Genomic DNA, 22,096 nt, shown 5'->3' on the forward strand with positions numbered 1-22,096 from the left:
TGGTAGAATGAGAAAGTTAGCTAAAGGAGCGGATAATTTGTTTATTTCAATGTGGGCACAAGATCGTAACGGTTTGATTGGGAAAGATGGTTTATTACCGTGGAAATTACCAAATGATATGCGTTTTTTTCGGGAGCATACAATGGATCGAATTTTAGTGATGGGACGAAAAACATATGAAGGTATGGGAAAATTAAGTCTGCCTTATCGTCATATTATTGTTTTAACAACCCGACCAGACCTCAAAGTTGCAGAAAATGCGGAAGTTATGCATTCAATTGAAGAAGTGTTAGCCTACAGTCAACAAGTAAAAGAAGATATTTATGTTTCTGGTGGTAGTCAAATTTTTCGAGAATTATTACCAGAAACAGGTATTATATGGCGAACATTGATTGACGAAGAATTTGAGGGCGACACGTATATTGGTGAAATCGACTTTTCCGATTTCACGTTAGCCGAAGAACACGTGGGGATTTTAGATGAAGAAAATCGCTACCCACATCGTTTCCAAAAATGGGTGCGAAAAGACTAAGCGAAGGTATTAATAAAAGAGTTTGGGACAAAACTAGCTTAAATAGAAAAAAAGCCTAAAATTCGTTTTGAAAACGCTGATTTTAGGCTTTTTTAATTGAAAATATGTTAAGAACGACTGGATTTTAGTTTTGTCTCGCTCTCTTTAATGTTTCAGAAGTTTTTAGTTTAATTTTTCAGCAAGATCGTTCAACATTTCTTGGCTAGCAATTGGTCCGTTGTACAACCAACTAGATTCTGGACCAAATTCGAGCAAATGATTTTCTTTGACTGCTTTCAGATTTTTCCAGGCAGGTTCTTCAAACATTGCAGCGCCTTGATCACTGTTGACCAAAATTAAATAATCGGCATCTAACTCAGCTAATTTTTCTGAAGAAACAGCAGACCAGTCTGAAGTAGCATCTTTAGAGATCTCTTTAACCAAGCTAGGGACACCAAAACCTAAATCGCCGTAAACAATACGACCACTTGAGCGATTTTCGCTCACCATAAAGGCAGAATTATTTGTTACCCATAAAACAGCTGCTGTTTTACCAGCGATTTTATCGGCTAATTCCGTTTTGATTTTTTTGGCAGAAGCTTGGTATTCACTGATGATTTCTTTTGCTTGGTCTTCTTTTGCCAAAGCTTTACCCACATCTTTTAATTGCTCTTCCCAAGTTACATCGCTACCATTTGTAACCACATAAGTAGGAGCAATTTTACTGTATTGTTCATATTTTCCACCTTCAACAGTTGCCGAAGAAGATATCAGAAGTAAATCAGGTTCAAAACTTAAAACTTTTTCGTAAGGTAAGTCATAAGAAATCGTTGGAATATCTTTCAGATCATCTTGTAAATAATCCTGGATTGATCCACTACCAACGGTCCATTGCGCAACAGGTTTTTCATCTAGTGCAATTAGATAGTCTTCCAAGTAGCTTCCAATAATCCGTTTTGGTTGATTGGGAATTGTTACTTTATTGCCTAAAGTATCTGTCACGGTGTGCGTGCCATTGCTTTTTGCTGTAGTTGTCGAATTTGTTGTGTCTGTCGTTTTATTTGCTGTGGAGCAAGCTCCTAATAAACCAATTAATAATAGCGTCGTTGAGATTGTGAAAAACTTTGCTTTTCGTTTCATTTTCTTCCTCCTAGAATAATTGAGAATCATTCTCAGATGCTATTATTCCTGATAATTAAAGCACTGTCAACCAATTTTTTAGTGAAAGCTAAAGAAAACTTGTGCTTGACGAATTTGTGAAGTAGCGTCATAATTGAGAATGATTTTCAACGAAAGGATGGGTGAAATGGCAAAAATCGAAGCAGTCGATATTGCAGCAGGGTATCCCAAAAAGCAAATTATTGATGCCTTATCAGTAAAAATTCCTGAAGGCAAGATTACTAGTTTGATTGGGCCAAATGGGAGCGGAAAATCGACATTATTAAAAAGCTTCACACGAATCCTTCCTGTGAAAAAGGGGAAAATTATTGTGAATGATTCTGAAATTTCTACATATAGTTCAAAAGAATTGGCACAAAAAATTGCTTTACTGGCACAAAGTAGTGATCATCCGTTGGGAATGACCGTGGAAGAAATTGTTTCTTATGGTAGATATCCTTATCAAAAGCCATTTAGTGGTTTGACTGTAGAAGACCAAGAAGCGATTCAATGGGCGCTAGAAGCAACTAGCTTAGATACTTTAAAAACACGAGAGATTGCTACTCTGTCAGGTGGACAAGCGCAACGTGTGTGGATTGCTATGGCTTTGGCGCAAGAAACAGACATTTTGATTTTAGATGAACCAATTACTTTTTTAGATCCCGCACATCAATTAGAAATTCTACATTTATTAGAAGAAATCAATCGCGTAAAACAAACGACGATTTTGATGTCCATTCATGATATCAATCATGCATCTCGTTTTTCAGATTATTTATTAGGATTGAAAGCTGGTCAATTATTGGTTGAAGGTTCACCAAAAGAAGTAATTACAAAAGAATGGATGCGAGAAATTTTTGAAATTGATGCACAAATCGTTCATTTGCCTGATTCTGACAAGCCAGTCTTTCTAACTTACGATTTACTTTCACGACAGGAGGTAAATCAATGACGAGTAGAAAGAAGAGTCGTTTTATTTGGCTGCTTATAGTAGTAAGTATGATACTTTTTTTACTAGCTGTCGCAAATGGTGCAGCAGAGGTAACGTTGAAAGACTTATGGTTATCTGTTGTTCAATTTGATTCAGCGAATCAAGCACAACAAATTTTACGAACGATTCGATTACCTCGAGTGTTAGGTGCGTTTGTTGTTGGCAGCAGTTTTGCTTTAAGTGGGGCATTGATGCAAGGTGTGACACGTAATCCATTGGCAGATTCTGGGTTGTTGGGAATCAATGCAGGTGCGTCTTTAGCTATGGCAATTAGTTTTGCTTTCTTACCAGCTGTTTCATCTTTTCAAACGTTTTTGATTTCTCTGGTTGGGGCATTAGCAGTGACGATTTTGGTGTTTGGCTTTCTCAAATTTTCCAAAATGGGAATCAATCCAGTTCAGCTAATTTTAGCTGGGGTGGCGATTAGCTCATTTTTTACTGCAATTAGTCAAGCGCTAACACAATTATTTAATTTGCAACAAGACTTAGCTTTTTGGTTTGTTGGAGGAGCGGCGAATATCACTTGGCGACAATTGACAGTTTTGTTACCTGTTTACTTAATTGCTTCAATTTGCGCTTGTTTGCTAGGTAAATCAATCTCCTTGGTTAATTTAAGTGAATCGCATGCTGTAGCACTTGGTGGAAACCCACGAAGAACGCGTCTTATTTCTTTTGGAATGGTGGCGATTTTATCTGCAATTGCGGTGGCACTTGTGGGACCCGTTTCATTTATTGGTTTATTAGTACCACCATTGATTCGTGGGGTAGTAGGTTCAGATTATCGTTACGTTCTACCTGGTTCTTTTTTAGCGGGAGGATGCTTAGTAATGGTAGCAGATTTGGTGGCACGAATGATCAATCCACCATTTGAAACACCTTTTGGCTTGATTATTGCTTTGATCGGTGTGCCATTCTTGCTTGTTCAAGTTAGGAGGGAAGAGGGATGAAAAAATTACGATGGCTGATTACCTTCTTGCTGTTCTGCTTGTTCATTAGTGTTTTACTTAGCTTGATGATTGGGACACCACTATTATCTATTCAACAAGTGATTGATGGGATTACTGGAACTGCGTCGCCAATTACACAGCTAATCGTACAAGAATTTCGTTTTCCACGGTTGGCAGTTAGTCTTTTGGCGGGAATGTGTTTGGGTGTTTCGGGGTACTTACTGCAAGGAGTTACTAGAAATGAGTTGGCAGATGCTAGCATTTTAGGAATCAATGCAGGAGCTGGCTTTTTCGTCATGCTTTATTTAGGTTTCTTTTCGCAAGCTGCAGCAACTTTTCTATTACCTTTTGCGGCTTGTCTAGGTGGCTTGTTGGCTGCTATTTGTGTGTATCTTACTTCCTATACTAAAAGTGGTATGTTGAAAATGAACCGAATTTTACTTTCGGGAATCGCTGTAAACGCTGGGTTATCGGCGATGACTTTGCTAGTGACGATCAAAATCTCAAAAGAAAATTACGGTTTTGTAAATGCTTGGTTGGCAGGATCTATTTGGGGTGCTAGTTGGCCTTATGTTTGGGCATTGCTTCCATGGGCCGTTTTTCTTTTGCCACTTGCTTTTTATTATAGTCAACAGATTGGGCTGCTTTCTTTTGGACAAGAACGTGCACAGAGTTTAGGCTTACACGTCCGAAGAAGTCAACGCGCGCTATTAATTCTGGCAGTGGGATTAGCTTGTGCTAGTGTTGCTGTCGCAGGTAGTTTATCCTTTGTCGGTTTGTTAGCACCACATGTTGCAAAAACAATTGTTAAAAAAGAGAATCATTGGACATTTGTACTAAGTGGTTTGTTTGGGGCGTTATTGGTGAACGTAGCTGATATTATTGCGCGTGTCATCCTTCCAAGTGGTGAAATCCCGACAGGAATTTTGATTGCGTTAATCGGTGCGCCGTATTTTCTTTATTTATTGTTTCAAAAGCAAGTTTAAAGGTTGTGGCTCCAAGCTATAGTGAGGAGTTGCTTGGGGAACACCGTAAATAAGGTTGTGGCACAAAAGGTTGGGCTTCAGAAAAAATGAACAACAACCAAAAATATCAACCCTTTCCCTTCAAAAAATCTAAAACGAAGAGTTCAAGCATTCATCTTGAACTCTTTTTCTTTTTGAAAATGAACGTTATTTCCTCGCAACAGCATTGCTATTTTATTCATTTTTCGATACCATGCTATCAAGGAAGGTAGGTTGGATGAGTGAATCAAACGAAAGCACAATTACGTCAAGCAGGCGTTCAAACATTAAAAGAACTAGCTTCAAATGAAAAAGTAGAAAAAGAACGACGGATCCATCAAAAACTATTTTCGAGTTCAGCATTTCAAAACGCACAAACGATTGGGATAACTTTAGCAAATGAATTCGAGGTAGCAACAGAACCTGTTATCCACTATGCAAAGCAACTGCATAAACAAATCGTGATTCCGAAAACATTGCCAAAGCGTCAAATGGCTTTTTATGAATTGACAGATGAAACGATGCTAGAACGGTCTAGTTTTGGTGTCTTAGAGCCAACAAATTCACGCCTTTTTTTACCTGAACAAATCGATTTATTAATTGTGCCTGGCTTGGTCTTTACGAAATCGGGTTATCGAATCGGTTTTGGTGGTGGTTATTATGATCGCTATTTACAGCAATATCCAAACCAAACAGCGAGCTTAGTCTTTACTGAACAGTTGAATGATGCGTGGTTGCCAGAATCATTTGATCAAAAAATTCAACAATTGTATATTGATTAATTTTATTACTAATAGGAGGTTTTCATGGATTATCAACAAAAACGAAAAATTCAATTTTGGTTGAAAAAACCAATCTGGACCTATATTTTTTTAGGGATTCAAACATTTGTATTTGTATTGATGTACCTGTTTCCAGAGTTAAAAATAGAATCATTTGGCGGAATGTATGGTCCTTTCTTTGCATACTATCATGAGTGGTGGCGCTTGATTACTCCCATCTTTATTCATTTTGGTCTGATGCACTTTGCAGTTAACTCTGTAACACTTTACTTTATGGGTTCGCAAATCGAAACGATTTACGGACATTGGCGTTTCTTCCTCATTTATTTATTGAGTGGCGTAGCTGGTAATTTAGCTAGTTTTGCGTTGAACCAAGTAGGCGTGTTATCTGCAGGAGCGAGCACGTCCTTATTTGGGATGTTTGGTGCTTTTGTGATTTTAGGATTCCATTTTCGAAATAACCCTGCGATTACACAGATGGTGAGACAGTTCTCGTTATTTATCGTTTTAAGCTTAGTCTTTGGTGGATTTGATACATCGGTTGATATCTGGGGGCATGTTGGCGGAGTTCTCGGCGGACTACTGTTAGGAAATATCTTGGGTTTGCCCGAACAAAGAGGAAACTTTTCGATTCATCAACGAATTATTTCTGGAATGATTTTTATTTTTCTTTTAGTAATTTGTTTGTTAGTGGGTTTAAAAAAGTATGGTTTACTTGTATAATGTGAAGGAAGTGCTTTAACATGGAAAGCTTGTATGACGTACAACAGCTATTCAAAAAATTTGGCATCATCATCTATGTCGGCTCACGAATTTATGATATAGAGTTGATGACGATTGAATTAAGAACGTTATATGACAATCGCTTGATTGATCATGATACGTACATGACGGCATGGCGCATTCTGAAAAGAGAGCACCGAATAGAAGAAAGCCGAAAGAAAGGAAACGTGTAATGGACAAGAAAATTATTGGAATTGATTTAGGTGGAACGACTGCAAAATTTGCAATTATGACTCCAGAAGGTGAAATTCAACAAAAATGGAGTATTGATACCAATATTTTAGATGAGGGTGTACATATTGTCCCTGAAATCATTGAATCAATCAATCATCGTTTAAACTTATATAACATGAAAGTGGAAGACTTTATCGGTATTGGTATGGGAACTCCTGGAAGTGTCGATAGTGAAGCTGGAACCGTTATTGGCGCGTATAACTTGAACTGGACAGAACTACAACCAGTGAGAGAACAAATCCAAGCAGGTACTGGAATTAAGTTTGCAGTTGATAATGATGCCAATGTTGCTGCTCTAGGTGAACGCTGGAAAGGTGCTGGAGAAAATGATCCTGATGTTGTTTTCGTCACATTGGGAACTGGTGTTGGTGGCGGAATCGTTGCTGCTGGCAATCTTGTACATGGTGCTGCTGGCGCCGGTGGCGAAATTGGCCATATCACAGTTGATCCAAATGGTTTTGAATGTACATGTGGAAAACGTGGCTGTTTAGAAACTGTTTCAAGTGCAACGGGTGTGGTGCGTTTGGGCCGTTTCTTGGCGGAAGAATATGCAGGTGATTCAACACTTAAAGCAATGCTTGATAATGGCGAAGAAGTAACAAGTAAAGACATCTTCGAATTAGCAGAAGGCGGCGATCCCTTTGCATTGATGGTTGTGGATCGTGTTTGTTTCTACCTAGGATTAGCATGCGGAAACCTAGGAAATACATTGAATCCTTCAAGTATCGTTTTAGGCGGCGGGGTATCTGCAGCAGGCGAATTTTTGCGTAGTCGTGTGGAAAAATACTTTATGGAATTCACTTTCCCACAAGTAAGAGAATCAACAAAAATTAAATTAGCAGAGCTTGGTAATGAAGCAGGCGTCATTGGTGCTGCATCATTAGCCTTGAAATTTGCGTAAAGATGGAGGCAACTCATGTTTTTTTGGATTAATATTTTTTTGATCGCAATTATTCTGGCGATTGTATTTTGGGAAGCATACTTACGTATCATGGCAAAACGTTCAGCAAAAATGTTAGAAGAAGAAGAGTTTCGTGAAGGAATGCGTAAAGCGCAAATCATTGATGTCAGAGAAAAGGATGTTTTTGATGCTGGCCATATTTTAGGTGCACGAAATATTCCTTATACAGTATTAAAAAACTCTTTAGGCTCAATTCGTAAAGACCAACCTGTCTATATTTACGATCAAAGAAAAAGTTTGAGCATTCGAACAGCTAACAAATTACGTAAAGAAGGCTTTAAAGAACTTTATATTTTAAAAGGTGGCTATGATGGCTGGTCTGGTAAAATCAAAAGTAAAAAAGTTTAATTGACTATTTCTTAAAGGATCGAGAAACTAGCAGAAAGCTGGTTACTCGATCCTTTTTTATTTTTGTACTCTAGCGTGTTTTTCGCTAAAATAAAGAGTGAAAGGAAAGGAGCAAAGAACATGATTCAATTGAAGCGAGCTTATCAAAAAGCAGAAGAAACAGATGGTTTTCGGGTTCTGGTTGATCGTATTTGGCCAAGAGGTGTTTCTAAAGCAGAAGCAAAACTTGATTTATGGCTGAAAGAGGTTGCGCCAAGCACAGAGCTGAGAAAGTGGTACAATCATACCCCAGAAAAATTTCCTGAGTTCTCTGAACGTTATCAAAAAGAATTGTTAGATGAAGAAGTTCCTCACCAAGCTTTTCAAGAATTACTGGCCATTTGTCAAAAAGAAAAACAAGTGACACTTGTCTACGGTGCAAAAGATGAAACAGAAAATCAGGCAGTAGTGTTGAAAAAACGATTGGATCAACAACTAGCTGTTTAAAATAAAGAGAAGGTGTAAGATGCAGATTGGCATTATCGGAGCAGGTCCACGTGGCTTGAGTATGTTAGAAAGAATTTTGCGCAACAATCAAACGAATCAATCACTTCAAATTTACTTATTTGATGTAGTTGGTCCCGGTGGAAGAGTTTGGCGAGTGGATCAATCGACAGACCTATTAATGAACTCGGTTTCACAACAGGTAACATTGTTTACAGATGCAACGCTTTCGAATGATGGTGTTGTTTCTGCAGGTCCTAATCTTTATCAATGGGCAAAAAAAGAGGGCCCCTCTTTCGTTGAGGAACAATCATTGAACAAGCAATCTTTTTTTCTCGCAGAAATGGAGCAGTTAGGAAAAGATGAACATGCAACACGTTGCCTTTATGGTTTGTATCAGCAATGGTTTTTCACGGAACTCAAAAAGGAATATCCCAATGTGATTACTTTCGTTCCCGCACTTGTTGATAGTGTTTCACGAGTGGAGTCTGGTTTTTACTTAGCGACAGATGATACAACGTTTTTTGTGGATCAATTGGTGTTGGCAAGTGGCCATTGGGAAAATGAGTTGATGAATGAAGAAATTGATCTTGCTGATTATGCGCAGCAACATGATTTGTTTTATCAACCGCCAAGTAATCCAGCAGACGTTTTAGTTGCTGATATACCTGCTAATGAACCGATTCTTTTACGTGGATTAGGGTTAGCATTTTTTGACTATATTGGGTTATTGACAGTTGGACGTGGTGGACGTTTTGAAGAAAAAGAAAATCAGTTTATTTATCACCCTTCTGGAAACGAGCCAGTTATTTACGCGGGGTCACGTCGTGGGGTTCCCTATTATCCCCGTGGCAAGAACCAAAAACAGGGTGGCGCGATGGCTCGACTCAAGTTATTAACAACAGAAAATCTAAAAAAATGGCAGAGAAAAGGAGAATTGACTGGTAAAAGATTTTTTGACTTGTTCAAAAAAGAAGTAGAATTATTTTATTATCAAAAAACGATTGAGGAACAACAATTAGCAATCAATCCTGTTGAATTTGAGCAAGTGTTTTTGCTAGAGTCAACAGAAGAATGTTTGGCAAATTATCCGCAATTAGAACCATTTATTTGGTCATGGGACAGCTTGGAACATCCTCTTTCCGCTTTTCCTAATGATTTTGAAAAGGGGGTTCGTTCCTTTTTGGCATGGCAAATCAATGAGGCGGAAAAAGGAAATGACACAGGTGCATTTAGTTCAACTTTAGATGCAATCAAAGACTGGCGTGAACCAATTCGTGAAGCAATCGCATGGGATATTTTTTCAGTTGAAGAATATCGTGAGCAATTGTGGTCTTGGTTCACACCGCTGAATGCTTTTTTAACCATTGGTCCACCTTTGAGAAGAAGTAAAGAGCTTGCTGCGCTGATAGATGCCGATATTTTCCATATTACAAAACCGCCGTTTGAAATCAAACGAGTCAGAGGAAGATTTTGGATTGAAACAGAAAATAAGCAACTCAATAGTCGCTATTTGATTGAAGCTCATTTGCCGATTAATAGTGTGTTTTATTCAAAAAATCCAGTCATTCAAAGTCTGAATAAAAATGGTTTGATTCGTTCTTATCAAAAAACAGAAATTGACGAACATTATTTTTCAGGTGCGATTGATGTAAACCATGCAAATCAAGTTATAGGGGCAAATGGAAAAGTGATTCCGAATTTTTATTGTTATGGGATTCCAATAGAAGGTGTTGATTGGTTGACGGCTGCTGTGGCACGTCCATACACAGATGCTTGGAATTTAAGGCAAGCAGATTCAATTGCTCGCCATTTGTTAACTAAGCAAGAGAAAACAAACAAAAAAGACAGCTAAGATGAACAAGTCGTAAGCGACTTGGACATCTTAGCTGTCCTTTTTTAAATAACTAATTAACGTGCAACGCGTTTACGCATCGCTTTTTTACGATTTTCTTCAATCATTGATTCTTTTTCATCGATTGGATCAATTACATTTTTTTTAACTGAAGCGACAACACCTGCTACAGCAGCAACAGTTGCTAAGCTTCCGACTAATAATCCAGATACAAATTTTTTCATTAAAAACACCTCTTAATTGTTTGATACCTCTATTATGAAACAAAAACAGAAAAAAGGCTAGTTAGACGTTTATTTGGAAACCTTTACAAAAACGATTGAAAAAAATTACTAAATGTTTTATTATAAATTTACTAAATAAAATCATAGGAAAAGCTGGTGATTACTAAAAACTGTTTCGAAACTTCCGTGTTCTTTTGGTACAATGAAGGATGGATGATAAAAGAGCGTTAGTTATCAATAAAGGAGTGTTTAAATATGTCAATTTTAGTTTTAGGTGGTGCGGGGTACATCGGCTCACATGCAGTCGATCAATTAATCCAAAAAGGGTATGATGTTGCGGTTGTTGATAATCTATTAACAGGGCATCGTCAAGCCGTTCACCCAGATGCACGTTTTTATGAAGGAGATATTCGAGATAAAGCATTTTTACAAACGGTATTTGAAAAAGAAGCGATCGAAGGAGTCATTCATTTTGCTGCAAGTTCTTTAGTAGGTGAGTCAGTTGAAAAACCTTTAATGTACTTCAACAATAATGTTTATGGTATGCAAATCCTACTTGAAGTAATGCATGAATTTGATGTAAAACAAATTGTTTTCTCATCAACAGCAGCAACATACGGTGAACCCAAAATGTCACCAATTACAGAAGAAACACCAACTAATCCCAAAAATCCTTATGGGGAAAGTAAATTGATGATGGAAAAAATGATGAAGTGGTGTGACAATGCGTATGGAATGCGTTACGTGGCTCTTCGCTATTTCAATGTAGCAGGTGCAAAGGCTGATGCAAGCATTGGTGAAGACCATACACCTGAGACTCATTTAGTACCGATTATCTTACAAGTGGCATTAGGACAAAGAGAAGAATTAGCAGTTTATGGTGACGATTATGATACACCAGATGGGACTTGCGTTCGTGATTACGTTCAAGTAGAAGACCTGATTGCTGCACATATCAAAGCTTTAGAATATTTAAAAGCTGGAAATGAAAGTAATTTCTTTAATTTGGGAAGTAACAATGGTTATTCGGTCAAAGAAATGCTTGAAGCAGCTCGCGAAGTTACTGGAAAAAAAATTCCAGCAAAAATTGCACCTCGTCGTGCGGGTGATCCAAGTACATTAGTTGCTTCAAGTCAAAAGGCAAAAGAGATCTTAGGTTGGGAACCAGCATATACAGATGTTAAAGCAATTATTAAAACAGCTTGGGATTGGCATGTAAGTCATCCACATGGCTATGAAGAATAGGAGAATTGACAATGTCTATCAGTCAAACAATTTGTGACTTTGCAACGCTTTCGATTAGCTCCGGTGGCTTCATGGAAATGGATCGAATTTATCTTCAAAATCGATTATTAAGTTTGATAGGTGAAGAAGCGTTGACGGGAGAAGTCACACCACGTCCAGTAACAGTACCTGCAGTGGATTTGCTGGCAGAATTAGTCCAAGTAGCGAAAGACAATCAAGTCATTTCAGATTTGGCTGCAGAACAAGAAATGTTTGAAGCACAGCTAATGGATTTTTTGACTCCGCCGCCGTCTGTTGTTAATGCTTTTTTTGCACAACACTATGCCAACTCGCCAGAAGAAGCAACAGAATATTTCTTCCAGTTGAGTCAGCAAAACGATTACATCAAAACGCGTTCAATTGCTAAAAATATCCAGTTTCCAGTACAAACTGCTTACGGAGACCTTGAAATTACAATCAACTTATCGAAACCCGAAAAAGATCCAAAGCAAATTGCTGCGGAACGAGAAGCAGTGAAAGTAGACTATCCAAAATGTTTGCTTTGTATGGAGAATGAAGGGTATCGAGGACGTTTAAATTACCCTGCGAGAACAAATCATCGGATTATTCGAATGAACCTAGATGGCGAAAGCTGGGGATTCCAATATTCACCTTATGCGTATTACAATGAGCATTCAATTATTTTGTCAGAAATTCATCGTCCGATGCAAATCAATCAAGATACTTTCCGCCGCTTGTTACGAATTACGGAAGTATTGCCTCATTATTTTGTGGGATCGAATGCCGATTTACCAATTGTAGGTGGTTCTATTTTATCTCACGATCATTACCAAGCTGGACGTCATGAATTTCCAATGGCGAAAGCACCAATGGAACGCTTAATCAAATTAACTGATTACCCACAAGTCATTGCAGGAATTGTGAAGTGGCCAATGTCAGTGATTCGCCTTCAATCACCAGACAAAGAACTCCTTGTAGATGCGGCAACAACCATTTTAGAAAAATGGCAAGGTTACTCGGATGCATCTGTCGAAGTTTTGGCGCATTCTGCCGATGGGACAGCGCATCACACGATTACTCCGATTGCGCGTCGGAAAGATGACTACTTTGAACTAGATTTAGTGTTGCGCGACAATAATGTATCTGAAGAACATCCAGATGGGATTTTCCACCCACATAAAGACGTTCAGCACATCAAAAAAGAAAACATTGGCTTGATTGAAGTGATGGGGTTAGCCGTGTTACCTCCACGATTAAAAATGGAACTTGAAGAAGTGGAAAAATATTTGTTAAACGAAGAAAACAACTTAGCTGATTATCATCGTGAATGGGCAGATGAGTTGCGGGCAACTCACACAATCACAGCAGATCACGTAACTGAAATTGTGCAGGAAGCTGTTGGTCAAGTGTTCTTACGTGTGTTAGAAGATGCAGGCGTGTTTAAGCGGACAGAAGAAGGACAAGCGGCATTTGCTCGCTTTACTGATTATTTATAATTGATCCAGTGAGGAAGGAGGAAACATCATGGCAACAATTAAAGATATCGCGCAGCTAGCAGGTGTTTCTCCTGCGACTGTTTCAAGAGTATTGAATTATGATTCGGAACTTTCCGTAGGCTTAGCAACTAAACAGAAAGTTTTCGAGGCAGCCGAACAGTTAAACTATACGAAACATAAAAAAAACCTTCCAGCTAATCAAGCAACTTTGCGATTGATTCAATGGCATAATGAAAGTGAAGAGCTCGAAGATTTATATTATTTAGCCATTCGTCTTGGGATTGAGAAGAAAGCGGAAGAGTTGAATGTTGATTTGCTAAAGGAAACTTGGGATTCCATTAGCGAACGTGAAGTTGACGGAACGATTGCTGTCGGAAAATTCGACTTGCAACAACTGGCAGAGTTAGAAAAATCTCAACCAAAATTACTTTTAGTTGATTCTGATGGGACCGCAGTTGGCATTGACTCATTAACTGTCGATTTTTTTTCAAGTGTCCAAAAAGTTGTTGATTACTTTTTGTCATTAAATGCTAAAAAAATCGCAATGTTAACGGGGAAAGAATATACAAAAAAAAATCGGCAATTGTTGAATGATCCAAGAAGACTTGCTTTTGAACAAATCATGGTTAGTGAGCAACAAGAACCCTTTGCCATAATCGAAGCTGATTTTTCGGTTGAGGCAGGTTACTCAGCAATCAAACAATTTTTAGCCGAAACAAGTGAAAAGCCAGATGCTCTATTTGCAGCAAACGATGCATTAGCAATTGGTGCATTAAAAGCGATTCAAGAGAGTGGCTATCGTGTGCCTAAGGATATTGCAGTTATCGGATTTAATGACAGCAGCGTAGCTAAATATGTGACACCTGCATTATCAACGATAAAAGTTTACACTGAATGGTTAGGGGAGATTGCTGTTGAAACGATTTTACAATTGATCCAGACAGAAGCTCCCGTTCCAAGAAAAATCGTTGTTGGTACAGACTTGATTGTGCGAGAATCAGCGTAACAATCAAGTGAAATGATACCGATCAAAACTAGCGGAATTTTTGTAAGAACCTACTTATCAAGCAATGCTTGTATCAGACGACATTGCTTGTGGTTCTTATGAGGCTGCGCTAGTTTTTTTGTTGTTATCTCAGATTAGGTTTCCGCTAAAAATGTGCTACAATAAGAAACGATAGTTAATGGAAAGGAATCAAAACATGATTACATTAGGAATTGATACAGCAAACCAAACTTTGGCTATAGGTGTCGTGGAGAACGATGTAGTTCTTGGACAAATTCAAACGAACATCAAACGAAACCATAGCATTACGTTGATGCCAGCAATTGATCAATTATTTGCAGATCTACAATTGGAGCCATCAGCGATTGATCGTATCGCAGTTTCTGACGGACCAGGTTCATATACTGGTCTAAGAATAGGCGTGACGACTGCGAAAACTTTAGCCTATACACTAAAGAAAGAATTGGTAGGTATCTCTAGTTTGAAAACAGTCGCAGCTAACTGTGTGAATGTGGAAGGTGTGATTGTGCCACTCTTTGATGCGAGACGTAAAAATGTTTATGCGGGCGCCTATCAATGGAAAGAAAATCAGCTAGAAACATTGATTGAAGACAAGCATTCCTCATTAGTCGATCTACTCACAGAATTAAAAACACTTGAACAATCAATTTATTTTGTTGGTAGTGATTGCCAAAAATTTGAAACAGAATTAAACGAAGCTTTACCAGAAGTAACAATCAATTTGATTCCTCAATGGGATATCCCAAATGGAACTGTGCTGGCAAATTTAGGAGAACAAGCTGTCCCTGTCTCTGATGTTCAAGCATTCTTACCACGGTATTTGAAAAAGGTAGAAGCTGAAGAAAAATGGCTAGAAACTCATACGCCTGGAGCCGAAAGCTATGTTGAAAAAATTTAAGCAATTAACGAAACATTTGTTCCGAGAATCGTCTTTTTATCCTGCTAAAGAGCTAGAAGTAAATCAAGATACCTATCAAATACGCCAATTGACGACAGCAGACATCAAAGATTTGTTGACAGTCGAGCGAGAAGTTTACCTTGGTGAACTACCTTGGACGCGGAGTGCATTTTTATCTGAATTTCGTTCTCCTTTGGTTCATTTGTATCTGGGCGTCTTTATTAATGAGGAATTAGTGGGATTTATCGGTTCACGAATCATTGGAACAGATTGTCATATTACAAATATCGCCTTGATGTCTCGCTATCAGCGAAAAAGCATTGGCTCGTTCTTAATTGACGAAATAGAAAAGTTTGCTATAATGAATCGCTGTGAGACTCTTTCGTTAGAAGTTCGCGTAGGCAATCGTGATGCGCAAAAGTTGTACCGAAAGCTGGGCTTTCAATCAAGAACCATCAAAAAAGGGTATTATACTGAAAACAATGAAGATGCCTTAGATATGGTAAAAATTTTAGAAAAAGAGTGAAGAATGTTGATTTATCAAAAAGCAGCATTTGATTACAATGACTTGGCAGAAAAACTCTGGTTGATTAGTAATCAGGCATATACACACGGTTCACCATGGACAAAAACACAATTTTTAACAGATTTACAGCAACCTCATACAGATTATTTGATAGCGATTGAAGCAAACGAAATCGTTGGCTTCTTAGGTTTTAGCCGTGTGGTTGATGAAGTTGAAATTACCAATATTGCAGTAAATTTAACCTCACAAGGAAAAGGTCATGCACGACAATTACTGAAAGCATTAATTCAGCAAGAAAAAGCAAATGATGTGTTTCAAGTTTTTCTAGAAGTTCGTAAATCAAATGAACGGGCAAAATGTCTGTATGAATCAGAAAAATTTCGAGTATTGGGTATTCGTAAATCTTATTACCAACAACCGGTAGAAGATGCCTTTATTATGAGTACCAAGTTAAAGACGGAGACGATGAAATGAATAGAGAATTGATTCTTGCGATTGAATCAAGTTGTGACGAAACAAGTGTTGCTGTTGTAGAAAATGGCACGAAAATCTTGTCGAATATTGTCGCATCACAAATAAATAGTCATAAACGATTTGGTGGCGTTGTACCAGAAGTTGCTAGTAGACACCACGTAGAACAAATCACACTTTGTATAGATGAAGCTTTGGCTGAAGCGGAGGTAACAGTAGCTGAACTTTCAGCGGTCGCAGTTACTTACGGACCAGGATTAGTTGGTTCTTTATTAATTGGTATTTCTGCTGCTAAAGCATTTGCATGGGCAAATAACTTACCTTTGGTCCCCGTTAATCACATGGCAGGTCATATCTATGCTGCACGCTTTGTTAAACCATTTGAATTTCCGCTAATCGCCTTGCTAGTTAGTGGTGGGCATACGGAACTGGTTTATATGCAAGAAGATGGTTCTTATGAAATTATTGGGGAAACACGGGATGATGCAGCTGGTGAAGCGTATGATAAAGTTGGACGCGTCCTCGGGTTAAGTTATCCAAGTGGAAAAGAAATTGATGAATTAGCGCATCATGGAAAAGATAATTATCATTTTCCAAGGGCGATGATCCATGAAGCAAACTATGATTTTAGTTTTAGTGGATTGAAAAGTGCGTTCATCAACTTAGTTCATAATGCAGAACAGCGTGGGGAAGAGCTAGATAAAAATGACTTAGCGGCTAGCTTTCAAGCAAGTGTTGTTGAAGTGCTAGTGACCAAAACATTACGAGCATGTAAAGAATTTCCAGTGAAACAATTAGTTGTTGCTGGGGGCGTTGCTGCTAATCAAGGGCTTCGTGAAGGATTAGCGACAGCTTTAGCGAAAGAATTGCCAGAAGTTGAATTGATTATCCCACCACTGCGTTTATGTGGGGATAATGCAGCGATGATTGGGGCAGCAGCCCATGTTGAACGGCAAAAGGGAACCGCTGCTGATTTGCAATTGAATGCAAATCCTAGCTTGGTTTTGTAAAAACGGCTTGCTAGGTAAAGAAGAGATTGTAGAGGAAATGCCCAGCTCGAGCAAATAAGGATAAATTCCCAGAAATTGTTTCTCGAATTTTTGAGTAAGTTAGACTTATTTTGAAGAAGTTATTTCTTGAACACAGAGGATAAGCCTATGGCGCAAAACGTTTAGCTTTAAGTAATAAGGAATCTTTTCTAAGAACAGCTTTCCATATTTTTGTGAAAAGAGGACTTATTACTGAAGAAGTTTCTTTGAAAATACCGCTTATTAGAAAAAAGGAGATGCGACATTTTGTCGCATCTCCTTTTTTCTTTTACTCATTAGCATCTCGCAATGCAGGAGTTACAGCTGTTTTGCAAAAGGTAAATTGTTTTTTTCGATAATCAAGTAACCCGCTGTCACGTAATTGTTTGATGACTTGTCCAGCAGTTTCTCTGGTAGTTCCGCTATTAACAGCTAACTCTTTTAAAGTGATTGGGTAGGGGATACAAATGTGTCCATCTTCTGTTGGAACACCAAGTTCTTCTTTTAAAATAAATAAATTTTGCTTCACTCGATCAAAGGCGCTGGAAGTTAATCCAATTTGAATTCGTAATTCGTGCATCTCGACAACTTTTGAAATTTTATGGATAAGTGCAATCAATTGTTCAGAATTATTTCGCGCAAGTTTTTCATAAAAGCTAACAGGTAAGTAAAATGTATCAATATCCGTCATTGCTTGTGCGGTGTAAGCGTAAGCTTGTGCTTCAAAAATTCCCGCCATAGGAAATAATGTGTTTGCATTTACATAGTCATAATAGTAATAAGTGGCACTTTCATCATAGCGTTCAAGACGAACGAGTCCTTTCGTTAAAATATAAAAGCGTTGACGCTCGTCGCCTTCATCAAAAAGGATTTGGCCCTTTTTGTAGGAACGAAGGACGGTATGTTCCTTAATCAATTGAAATTCTTCGTCAGTAAAATGCATGAAGTCTGGTTGGTATCTTAACTTGGAAAAATGGTAATCAATTTTAGTTATTCGCATGTCAAACCTCTCTCCTTATTTCTTCACTACTACTATTGTCCCGTTTTTCACTTGATTTGTAAAGATAAAGAAATAACGATAATTATAAGCAGTTTTGGTAGAGTAAAAAAATTTTTTGTTATTAAAGAAAAAATATTCATTAATAATCAGCTTAAATGAATATTAGGCGATTTGTTTATAATATATTGCATAAAAAATGCAATTAATACATAAGTAAACGCTAACAACGCTATTAATTCAATAATTTTTTTATATTCAGAAATATTTTTTTCATGAATAAATATTTTTTTTCGAGTGTTTTTGTCTGTAAAGAATGAATAAAACTTAATAAAATGAAGAAAAACGTTTAATTATTTAATAACGGAATATTAACGTGAAGAATCTCTCGTTTTGAATGCAAAGAAATTATGAAAAGGGTTACAAAATGACGGTATTCTATACATGTAATCAAAACGAAGGAGGCAACACAACATGGATAAACCAATTCACGTTTTCTCTGAAATAGGGAAGTTAAAAACCGTTTTATTAAAACGGCCTGGACAGGAAGTTGAAAACTTGACACCAGATATTATGGACCGTCTATTATTTGATGACATTCCGTATCTTCCGATTGCTCAAGAGGAACATGACTTATTTGCTAAGACGTTACAAAATGAAGGCGTTGAAACACTTTATTTAGAAAAACTCGCTGCAGAAGCAATTGATGCAGGCAATGTGAAAGAGCAATTCCTAAACAAAATGTTAGACGAATCGCACATTGCATCAAATGCTGTGAGAGATGGTCTTCATGAGTTCCTTCTATCAATGGAAACACAAGAAATGGTAGATAAAATTATGGCAGGTGTTCGTACGAAAGACATCGAAGTTCGTTCAAACAGTTTGTACGACTTGTCAGCAGACGATGAATATCCATTCTACATGGATCCAATGCCAAACCTATACTTTACAAGAGATCCATCCGCATCAATCGGAAATGGGATGACTGTAAACCGTATGACTTTTGAAGCACGTCGTCGTGAGTCAATGTTCACGGAATATATTTTGAACCATCACCCACGCTTTGCAAATAAAGGTGTTGAAGTTTGGTTAGATCGTGATACTACTGAACACATTGAAGGCGGAGATGAATTAGTCTTAAGTGATAAAGTTGTCGCAGTAGGGATTTCACAAAGAACCAACGCGAAAGCTTTGGAAACAATGGCACGTCGCTTATTTGCTAAAAATTCAGGATTTGAAAAAGTGCTAGCAATCAAGATTCCGAATAATCGTGCCATGATGCATTTGGATACAGTGTTTACCATGGTTGACTATGATAAATTCACAATTCATCCAGCTATTCAAAGTAAAAACGGAAAAATCGATGTCTTTACAATCGTTCCAGATGGTGATGACATCAAGATCACTCATTCTGATGATCTACATGCAACATTGAAAGATGCTTTAGGATTAGATGATCTAGTCTTGATCCCAACTGGTAATGGCGATGCAATCGTTGCTCCACGTGAACAATGGAATGATGGCTCAAATACTTTAGCTATTGCACCAGGTGTGGTTGTCACTTATAACCGTAACTATGTATCAAATGAATTACTAAGAAGCTACGGCATCAAAGTGTTGGAAATCAATTCAAGTGAATTGTCTCGTGGCCGTGGTGGTCCACGTTGCATGAGCCAACCGCTTGTACGTGAAGATTTGAAATAAGTTTGAGTATTCCAGCGACGGTCCTACTCTACTGTCAGCTGTCGCTGGAATTTCCTCTTAAATCAATGAAATTCCGTCTTAAATTATAAAAACAAACTAAAGGAGAATGTTTTATTATGAAAGAATCAGTATTTCAAGGAAGAAGCTTATTAGCAGAAAAAGATTTTACTAAAGAAGAGTTACAATATTTAATTGATTTCTCTCAACATTTAAAAGATTTGAAAAAACGTGGAATTCCACATCATTATTTAGAAGGCAAAAACATTGCCTTATTATTTGAAAAAACTTCTACACGTACACGTGCAGCTTTTACAACTGCAGCTGTTGACTTAGGCGCTCATCCAGAATACTTAGGTGCAAATGATATTCAATTAGGTAAAAAAGAATCAACAGAAGATACAGCTAAAGTCTTGGGTAGTATGTTTGACGGTATTGAATTCCGTGGCTTCAGCCAAAAAATGGTTGAAGAACTTGCTGAATTCTCAGGTGTTCCAGTTTGGAATGGTTTAACTGACGAATGGCATCCAACACAAATGATCGCCGATTTCTTAACCATCCAAGAAAACTTCGGAAAAGTTGAAGGAATCACTGTTGCTTACTGTGGTGATGGCCGTAACAACATGGCAAACTCATTATTAGTAACTGGTGCTATTTTAGGAACAAATATGCGTATCGTTGCACCAAAAGAACTACAACCAGAAGAAGAAATCGTGAAATTAGCAGAAGGCTTTGCAGCTAAATCAGGTGCAAAACTAATGATTACTGACGATGTTGATAAAGGTGTTGACGGCGTTGACGTACTTTATTCAGACGTATGGGTATCAATGGGTGAAGAAGACAAATTTGAAGAACGTATCAAATTGTTGAAACCTTACCAAATCAACATGGAAATGGTTGAAAAAACACATAACACAGATCGCTTGATCTTCTTGCATTGCTTACCAGCATTCCATGACACAAACACTGTGTATGGTGAACAAATGAAAGAACGCTTCGGTATTACTGAAATGGAAGTAACTGATGAAGTCTTCCGCAGCAAATATGCACGTCAATTTGAACAAGCTGAAAACCGTATGCACTCAATTAAAGCAATTATGGCTGCAACATTAGGCAACTTGTTTATCCCTCGCGTTTAATAAACCACATTCATCTCATGTACAAAACGAGGCAGAGGACGCAAGTACTTGCTGCCTCGTTTTGTCATTGATTAACATTGTCTGAAGAAAGGGCGAATAATATGGCAAATCGAAAAGTTGTTGTCGCTTTAGGCGGTAACGCAATTTTATCAACTGATGCAAGTGCAAAAGCACAACAAGAAGCATTGATGGAAACAGCAAAATACTTAGTAAAATTTATTGAACAAGGTGACGAGTTGATTATTTCTCATGGGAATGGTCCACAAGTCGGTAACTTATTGATCCAACAACAAGCAGCTGATTCTGAAAAAACACCAGCGATGCCATTAGACACTTGTGTTGCAATGACTGAAGGTTCTATTGGTTATTGGTTACAAAATGCAATGGGTGAAGTATTGAAACAAAAAGGAATTGATAAAGATGTTGTATCTTTAGTCACGCAAGTTATCGTAGATGAAAACGATCCGTCTTTCAAAAACCCAACAAAACCAATTGGTCCGTTCTATTCAGAAGAGGAAGCTACTGCACAAATGAAAGCAGATTCAAACGTAACGTTTAAGGAAGATGCTGGTCGTGGTTGGCGTAAAGTAGTTGCTTCGCCAAAACCAATTTCAATCAAAGAAGCACGTGTAATTGAAGCATTGGTTGATCAAGGCGTAGTTACTGTTTCTGTTGGTGGCGGTGGTATTCCGGTAGTTGAAACAGCCACTGGTTTAGAAGGTCGCGAAGCGGTAATCGATAAAGACTTTGCTTCAGAAAAATTGGCAGAAATCATTGATGCCGATTTATTGATTGTTTTAACTGGTGTGGACAATGTTTATGTGAACTATCAAAAACCGGACCAAAAGAAATTGGAAACTGTAACTATTTCAGAAATGAAACAATATATCAGTGAAGATCAATTTGCTCCTGGTAGCATGCTGCCAAAAGTTGAAGCAGCTATTCAATTTGTAGAAGCTCGACCAAATGCAAAAGCAATCATCACTTCTTTAGAAAACATTGAAAACTTACTAGCTTCTGAAGAAGGAACGATTGTTGTTGCTGATTAATTTGTTAAGTCTTTCGTGTAAACGAAATGATTTATAGCTATTCTTGCCCAGGTGGAGTTTCTTCTCCTTTAGACCATCTGGGCAGTTTTTTTTATAAAGGAGCTAGCCAGAAATGTTTTTTTCTGCTATAATTCAAAGCAGTTTAATACTTTTATGATTTGTTGAACAAGAGAGTACTTGTGCTGATTCTTGCTGAGCGAGTTCGGATGATTGGTGGGAGCCGAATGAAGAAGACACA

The 22,096-nt window shown here is 37.8% G+C and carries 24 protein-coding genes; 21 read left to right on the forward strand and 3 right to left on the reverse strand.

Annotated features, from left to right (window positions below; all coding sequences use genetic code 11):
- Positions 1 to 37: 37 nt before the first annotated feature.
- Positions 38 to 532: a dihydrofolate reductase gene (locus IGJ93_RS04975; RefSeq protein WP_270346757.1), complete on the forward strand. Its 495-nt coding sequence runs from the start codon at positions 38 to 40 to the stop codon at positions 530 to 532.
- 162 nt (positions 533 to 694) lie between these two features.
- Here the strand turns inward: IGJ93_RS04975 and IGJ93_RS04980 are convergent, their stop codons facing one another.
- Positions 695 to 1,651 (reverse strand): iron-hydroxamate ABC transporter substrate-binding protein, encoded by a 957-nt coding sequence (locus IGJ93_RS04980; RefSeq protein WP_067484165.1) that lies wholly within the window; start codon positions 1,649 to 1,651, stop codon positions 695 to 697.
- Positions 1,652 to 1,790: 139 nt separating this feature from the next.
- Here IGJ93_RS04980 and IGJ93_RS04985 point away from each other — a divergent pair, with 139 nt between their 5' ends.
- The 10 genes from IGJ93_RS04985 (at position 1,791) to IGJ93_RS05030 (ending at position 10,057) form a co-directional block, all read left to right on the forward strand.
- A complete protein-coding gene (locus IGJ93_RS04985; protein WP_370629917.1) occupies positions 1,791 to 2,621 on the forward strand; it encodes an ABC transporter ATP-binding protein in 831 nt (276 codons plus the stop codon).
- Positions 2,618 to 3,607, forward strand: a complete 990-nt coding sequence (locus IGJ93_RS04990; RefSeq protein WP_086271039.1) for a FecCD family ABC transporter permease — start codon at positions 2,618 to 2,620, stop codon at positions 3,605 to 3,607. The genes IGJ93_RS04985 and IGJ93_RS04990 overlap by 4 nt, the downstream gene beginning before the upstream one ends.
- Entirely contained in the window at positions 3,604 to 4,593 is a 990-nt protein-coding gene (locus IGJ93_RS04995) for a FecCD family ABC transporter permease (RefSeq protein WP_086271038.1), read from the forward strand. Before IGJ93_RS04990 ends, IGJ93_RS04995 begins: the two co-directional genes overlap by 4 nt.
- A gap of 260 nt (positions 4,594 to 4,853) precedes the next feature.
- The gene (locus tag IGJ93_RS05000; RefSeq protein ID WP_086271037.1) at positions 4,854 to 5,393 is read left to right on the forward strand and encodes a 5-formyltetrahydrofolate cyclo-ligase; all 540 of its coding nucleotides are present in this window, start codon (positions 4,854 to 4,856) and stop codon (positions 5,391 to 5,393) included.
- Positions 5,394 to 5,417: 24 nt separating this feature from the next.
- A complete protein-coding gene (locus tag IGJ93_RS05005) occupies positions 5,418 to 6,116 on the forward strand; it encodes a rhomboid family intramembrane serine protease (protein ID WP_086271036.1) in 699 nt (232 codons plus the stop codon).
- Between the two features lie 20 nt (positions 6,117 to 6,136).
- Complete coding sequence (locus IGJ93_RS05010; protein WP_067484177.1) at positions 6,137 to 6,349, forward strand: YqgQ family protein; 213 nt, start codon at positions 6,137 to 6,139, stop codon at positions 6,347 to 6,349.
- Positions 6,349 to 7,311: an ROK family glucokinase gene (locus tag IGJ93_RS05015; protein ID WP_067484179.1), complete on the forward strand. Its 963-nt coding sequence runs from the start codon at positions 6,349 to 6,351 to the stop codon at positions 7,309 to 7,311. The genes IGJ93_RS05010 and IGJ93_RS05015 overlap by 1 nt, the downstream gene beginning before the upstream one ends.
- 15 nt (positions 7,312 to 7,326) lie before the next feature.
- Positions 7,327 to 7,719, forward strand: coding sequence for a rhodanese-like domain-containing protein (locus tag IGJ93_RS05020; RefSeq protein WP_067484181.1), 393 nt, complete (start codon positions 7,327 to 7,329; stop codon positions 7,717 to 7,719).
- A 120-nt stretch (positions 7,720 to 7,839) separates the two neighbouring features.
- Positions 7,840 to 8,205 carry a DUF488 domain-containing protein gene (locus IGJ93_RS05025; protein WP_067484182.1) on the forward strand — a complete coding sequence of 122 codons (366 nt, stop codon included), beginning with the start codon at positions 7,840 to 7,842 and terminating at the stop codon, positions 8,203 to 8,205.
- Positions 8,206 to 8,224: 19 nt separating this feature from the next.
- The gene (locus IGJ93_RS05030; RefSeq protein ID WP_311801755.1) at positions 8,225 to 10,057 is read left to right on the forward strand and encodes an FAD/NAD(P)-binding protein; all 1,833 of its coding nucleotides are present in this window, start codon (positions 8,225 to 8,227) and stop codon (positions 10,055 to 10,057) included.
- Positions 10,058 to 10,113: 56 nt separating this feature from the next.
- On the opposite strand, the gene IGJ93_RS05035 is transcribed toward IGJ93_RS05030, so the two are convergent.
- A complete protein-coding gene (locus IGJ93_RS05035) occupies positions 10,114 to 10,281 on the reverse strand; it encodes a DUF3042 family protein (protein ID WP_285700802.1) in 168 nt (55 codons plus the stop codon).
- Between the two features lie 255 nt (positions 10,282 to 10,536).
- Here IGJ93_RS05035 and galE point away from each other — a divergent pair, with 255 nt between their 5' ends.
- The 7 genes from galE to tsaD all read left to right on the forward strand — a co-directional run bounded on the left by galE (position 10,537) and on the right by tsaD (position 16,954).
- Entirely contained in the window at positions 10,537 to 11,526 is a 990-nt protein-coding gene (gene galE / locus IGJ93_RS05040; protein ID WP_067484185.1) for a UDP-glucose 4-epimerase GalE, read from the forward strand.
- An 11-nt stretch (positions 11,527 to 11,537) separates the two neighbouring features.
- Positions 11,538 to 13,022, forward strand: coding sequence for a UDP-glucose--hexose-1-phosphate uridylyltransferase (gene galT / locus IGJ93_RS05045; RefSeq protein ID WP_285700805.1), 1,485 nt, complete (start codon positions 11,538 to 11,540; stop codon positions 13,020 to 13,022).
- Positions 13,023 to 13,050: 28 nt separating this feature from the next.
- The gene (locus IGJ93_RS05050; RefSeq protein WP_067484187.1) at positions 13,051 to 14,028 is read left to right on the forward strand and encodes a LacI family DNA-binding transcriptional regulator; all 978 of its coding nucleotides are present in this window, start codon (positions 13,051 to 13,053) and stop codon (positions 14,026 to 14,028) included.
- A gap of 196 nt (positions 14,029 to 14,224) precedes the next feature.
- Positions 14,225 to 14,947 (forward strand): tRNA (adenosine(37)-N6)-threonylcarbamoyltransferase complex dimerization subunit type 1 TsaB, encoded by a 723-nt coding sequence (gene tsaB / locus IGJ93_RS05055; protein WP_071868519.1) that lies wholly within the window; start codon positions 14,225 to 14,227, stop codon positions 14,945 to 14,947.
- Positions 14,931 to 15,473, forward strand: a complete 543-nt coding sequence (rimI, locus tag IGJ93_RS05060; RefSeq protein ID WP_067484191.1) for a ribosomal protein S18-alanine N-acetyltransferase — start codon at positions 14,931 to 14,933, stop codon at positions 15,471 to 15,473. Before tsaB ends, rimI (IGJ93_RS05060) begins: the two co-directional genes overlap by 17 nt.
- A gap of 6 nt (positions 15,474 to 15,479) precedes the next feature.
- On the forward strand, positions 15,480 to 15,947 hold the full coding sequence (gene rimI / locus IGJ93_RS05065; protein WP_067484420.1) for a ribosomal protein S18-alanine N-acetyltransferase: 468 nt from the start codon (positions 15,480 to 15,482) through the stop codon (positions 15,945 to 15,947).
- Positions 15,944 to 16,954, forward strand: coding sequence for a tRNA (adenosine(37)-N6)-threonylcarbamoyltransferase complex transferase subunit TsaD (gene tsaD / locus IGJ93_RS05070; protein WP_067484193.1), 1,011 nt, complete (start codon positions 15,944 to 15,946; stop codon positions 16,952 to 16,954). Before rimI (IGJ93_RS05065) ends, tsaD begins: the two co-directional genes overlap by 4 nt.
- Positions 16,955 to 17,261: 307 nt before the next feature.
- Here tsaD and IGJ93_RS05075 read toward each other — a convergent pair whose 3' ends face one another.
- Positions 17,262 to 17,972, reverse strand: a complete 711-nt coding sequence (locus tag IGJ93_RS05075; RefSeq protein ID WP_067484195.1) for a Crp/Fnr family transcriptional regulator — start codon at positions 17,970 to 17,972, stop codon at positions 17,262 to 17,264.
- Between the two features lie 471 nt (positions 17,973 to 18,443).
- On the opposite strand from IGJ93_RS05075, the gene arcA reads away from it, so the two are divergent.
- The 3 genes from arcA to arcC all read left to right on the forward strand — a co-directional run bounded on the left by arcA (position 18,444) and on the right by arcC (position 21,858).
- Complete coding sequence (gene arcA, locus IGJ93_RS05080) at positions 18,444 to 19,673, forward strand: arginine deiminase (RefSeq protein ID WP_067484197.1); 1,230 nt, start codon at positions 18,444 to 18,446, stop codon at positions 19,671 to 19,673.
- Between the two features lie 116 nt (positions 19,674 to 19,789).
- Positions 19,790 to 20,809, forward strand: coding sequence for an ornithine carbamoyltransferase (gene argF, locus IGJ93_RS05085; protein ID WP_067484199.1), 1,020 nt, complete (start codon positions 19,790 to 19,792; stop codon positions 20,807 to 20,809).
- A gap of 101 nt (positions 20,810 to 20,910) precedes the next feature.
- Positions 20,911 to 21,858, forward strand: coding sequence for a carbamate kinase (gene arcC / locus IGJ93_RS05090; protein ID WP_067484201.1), 948 nt, complete (start codon positions 20,911 to 20,913; stop codon positions 21,856 to 21,858).
- Positions 21,859 to 22,096 lie beyond the last annotated feature (238 nt).

Source organism: Enterococcus sp. DIV0174 (genome assembly GCF_050529065.1).
Taxonomy (GTDB): Bacteria; Bacillota; Bacilli; order Lactobacillales; family Enterococcaceae; genus Enterococcus_B; species Enterococcus_B thailandicus.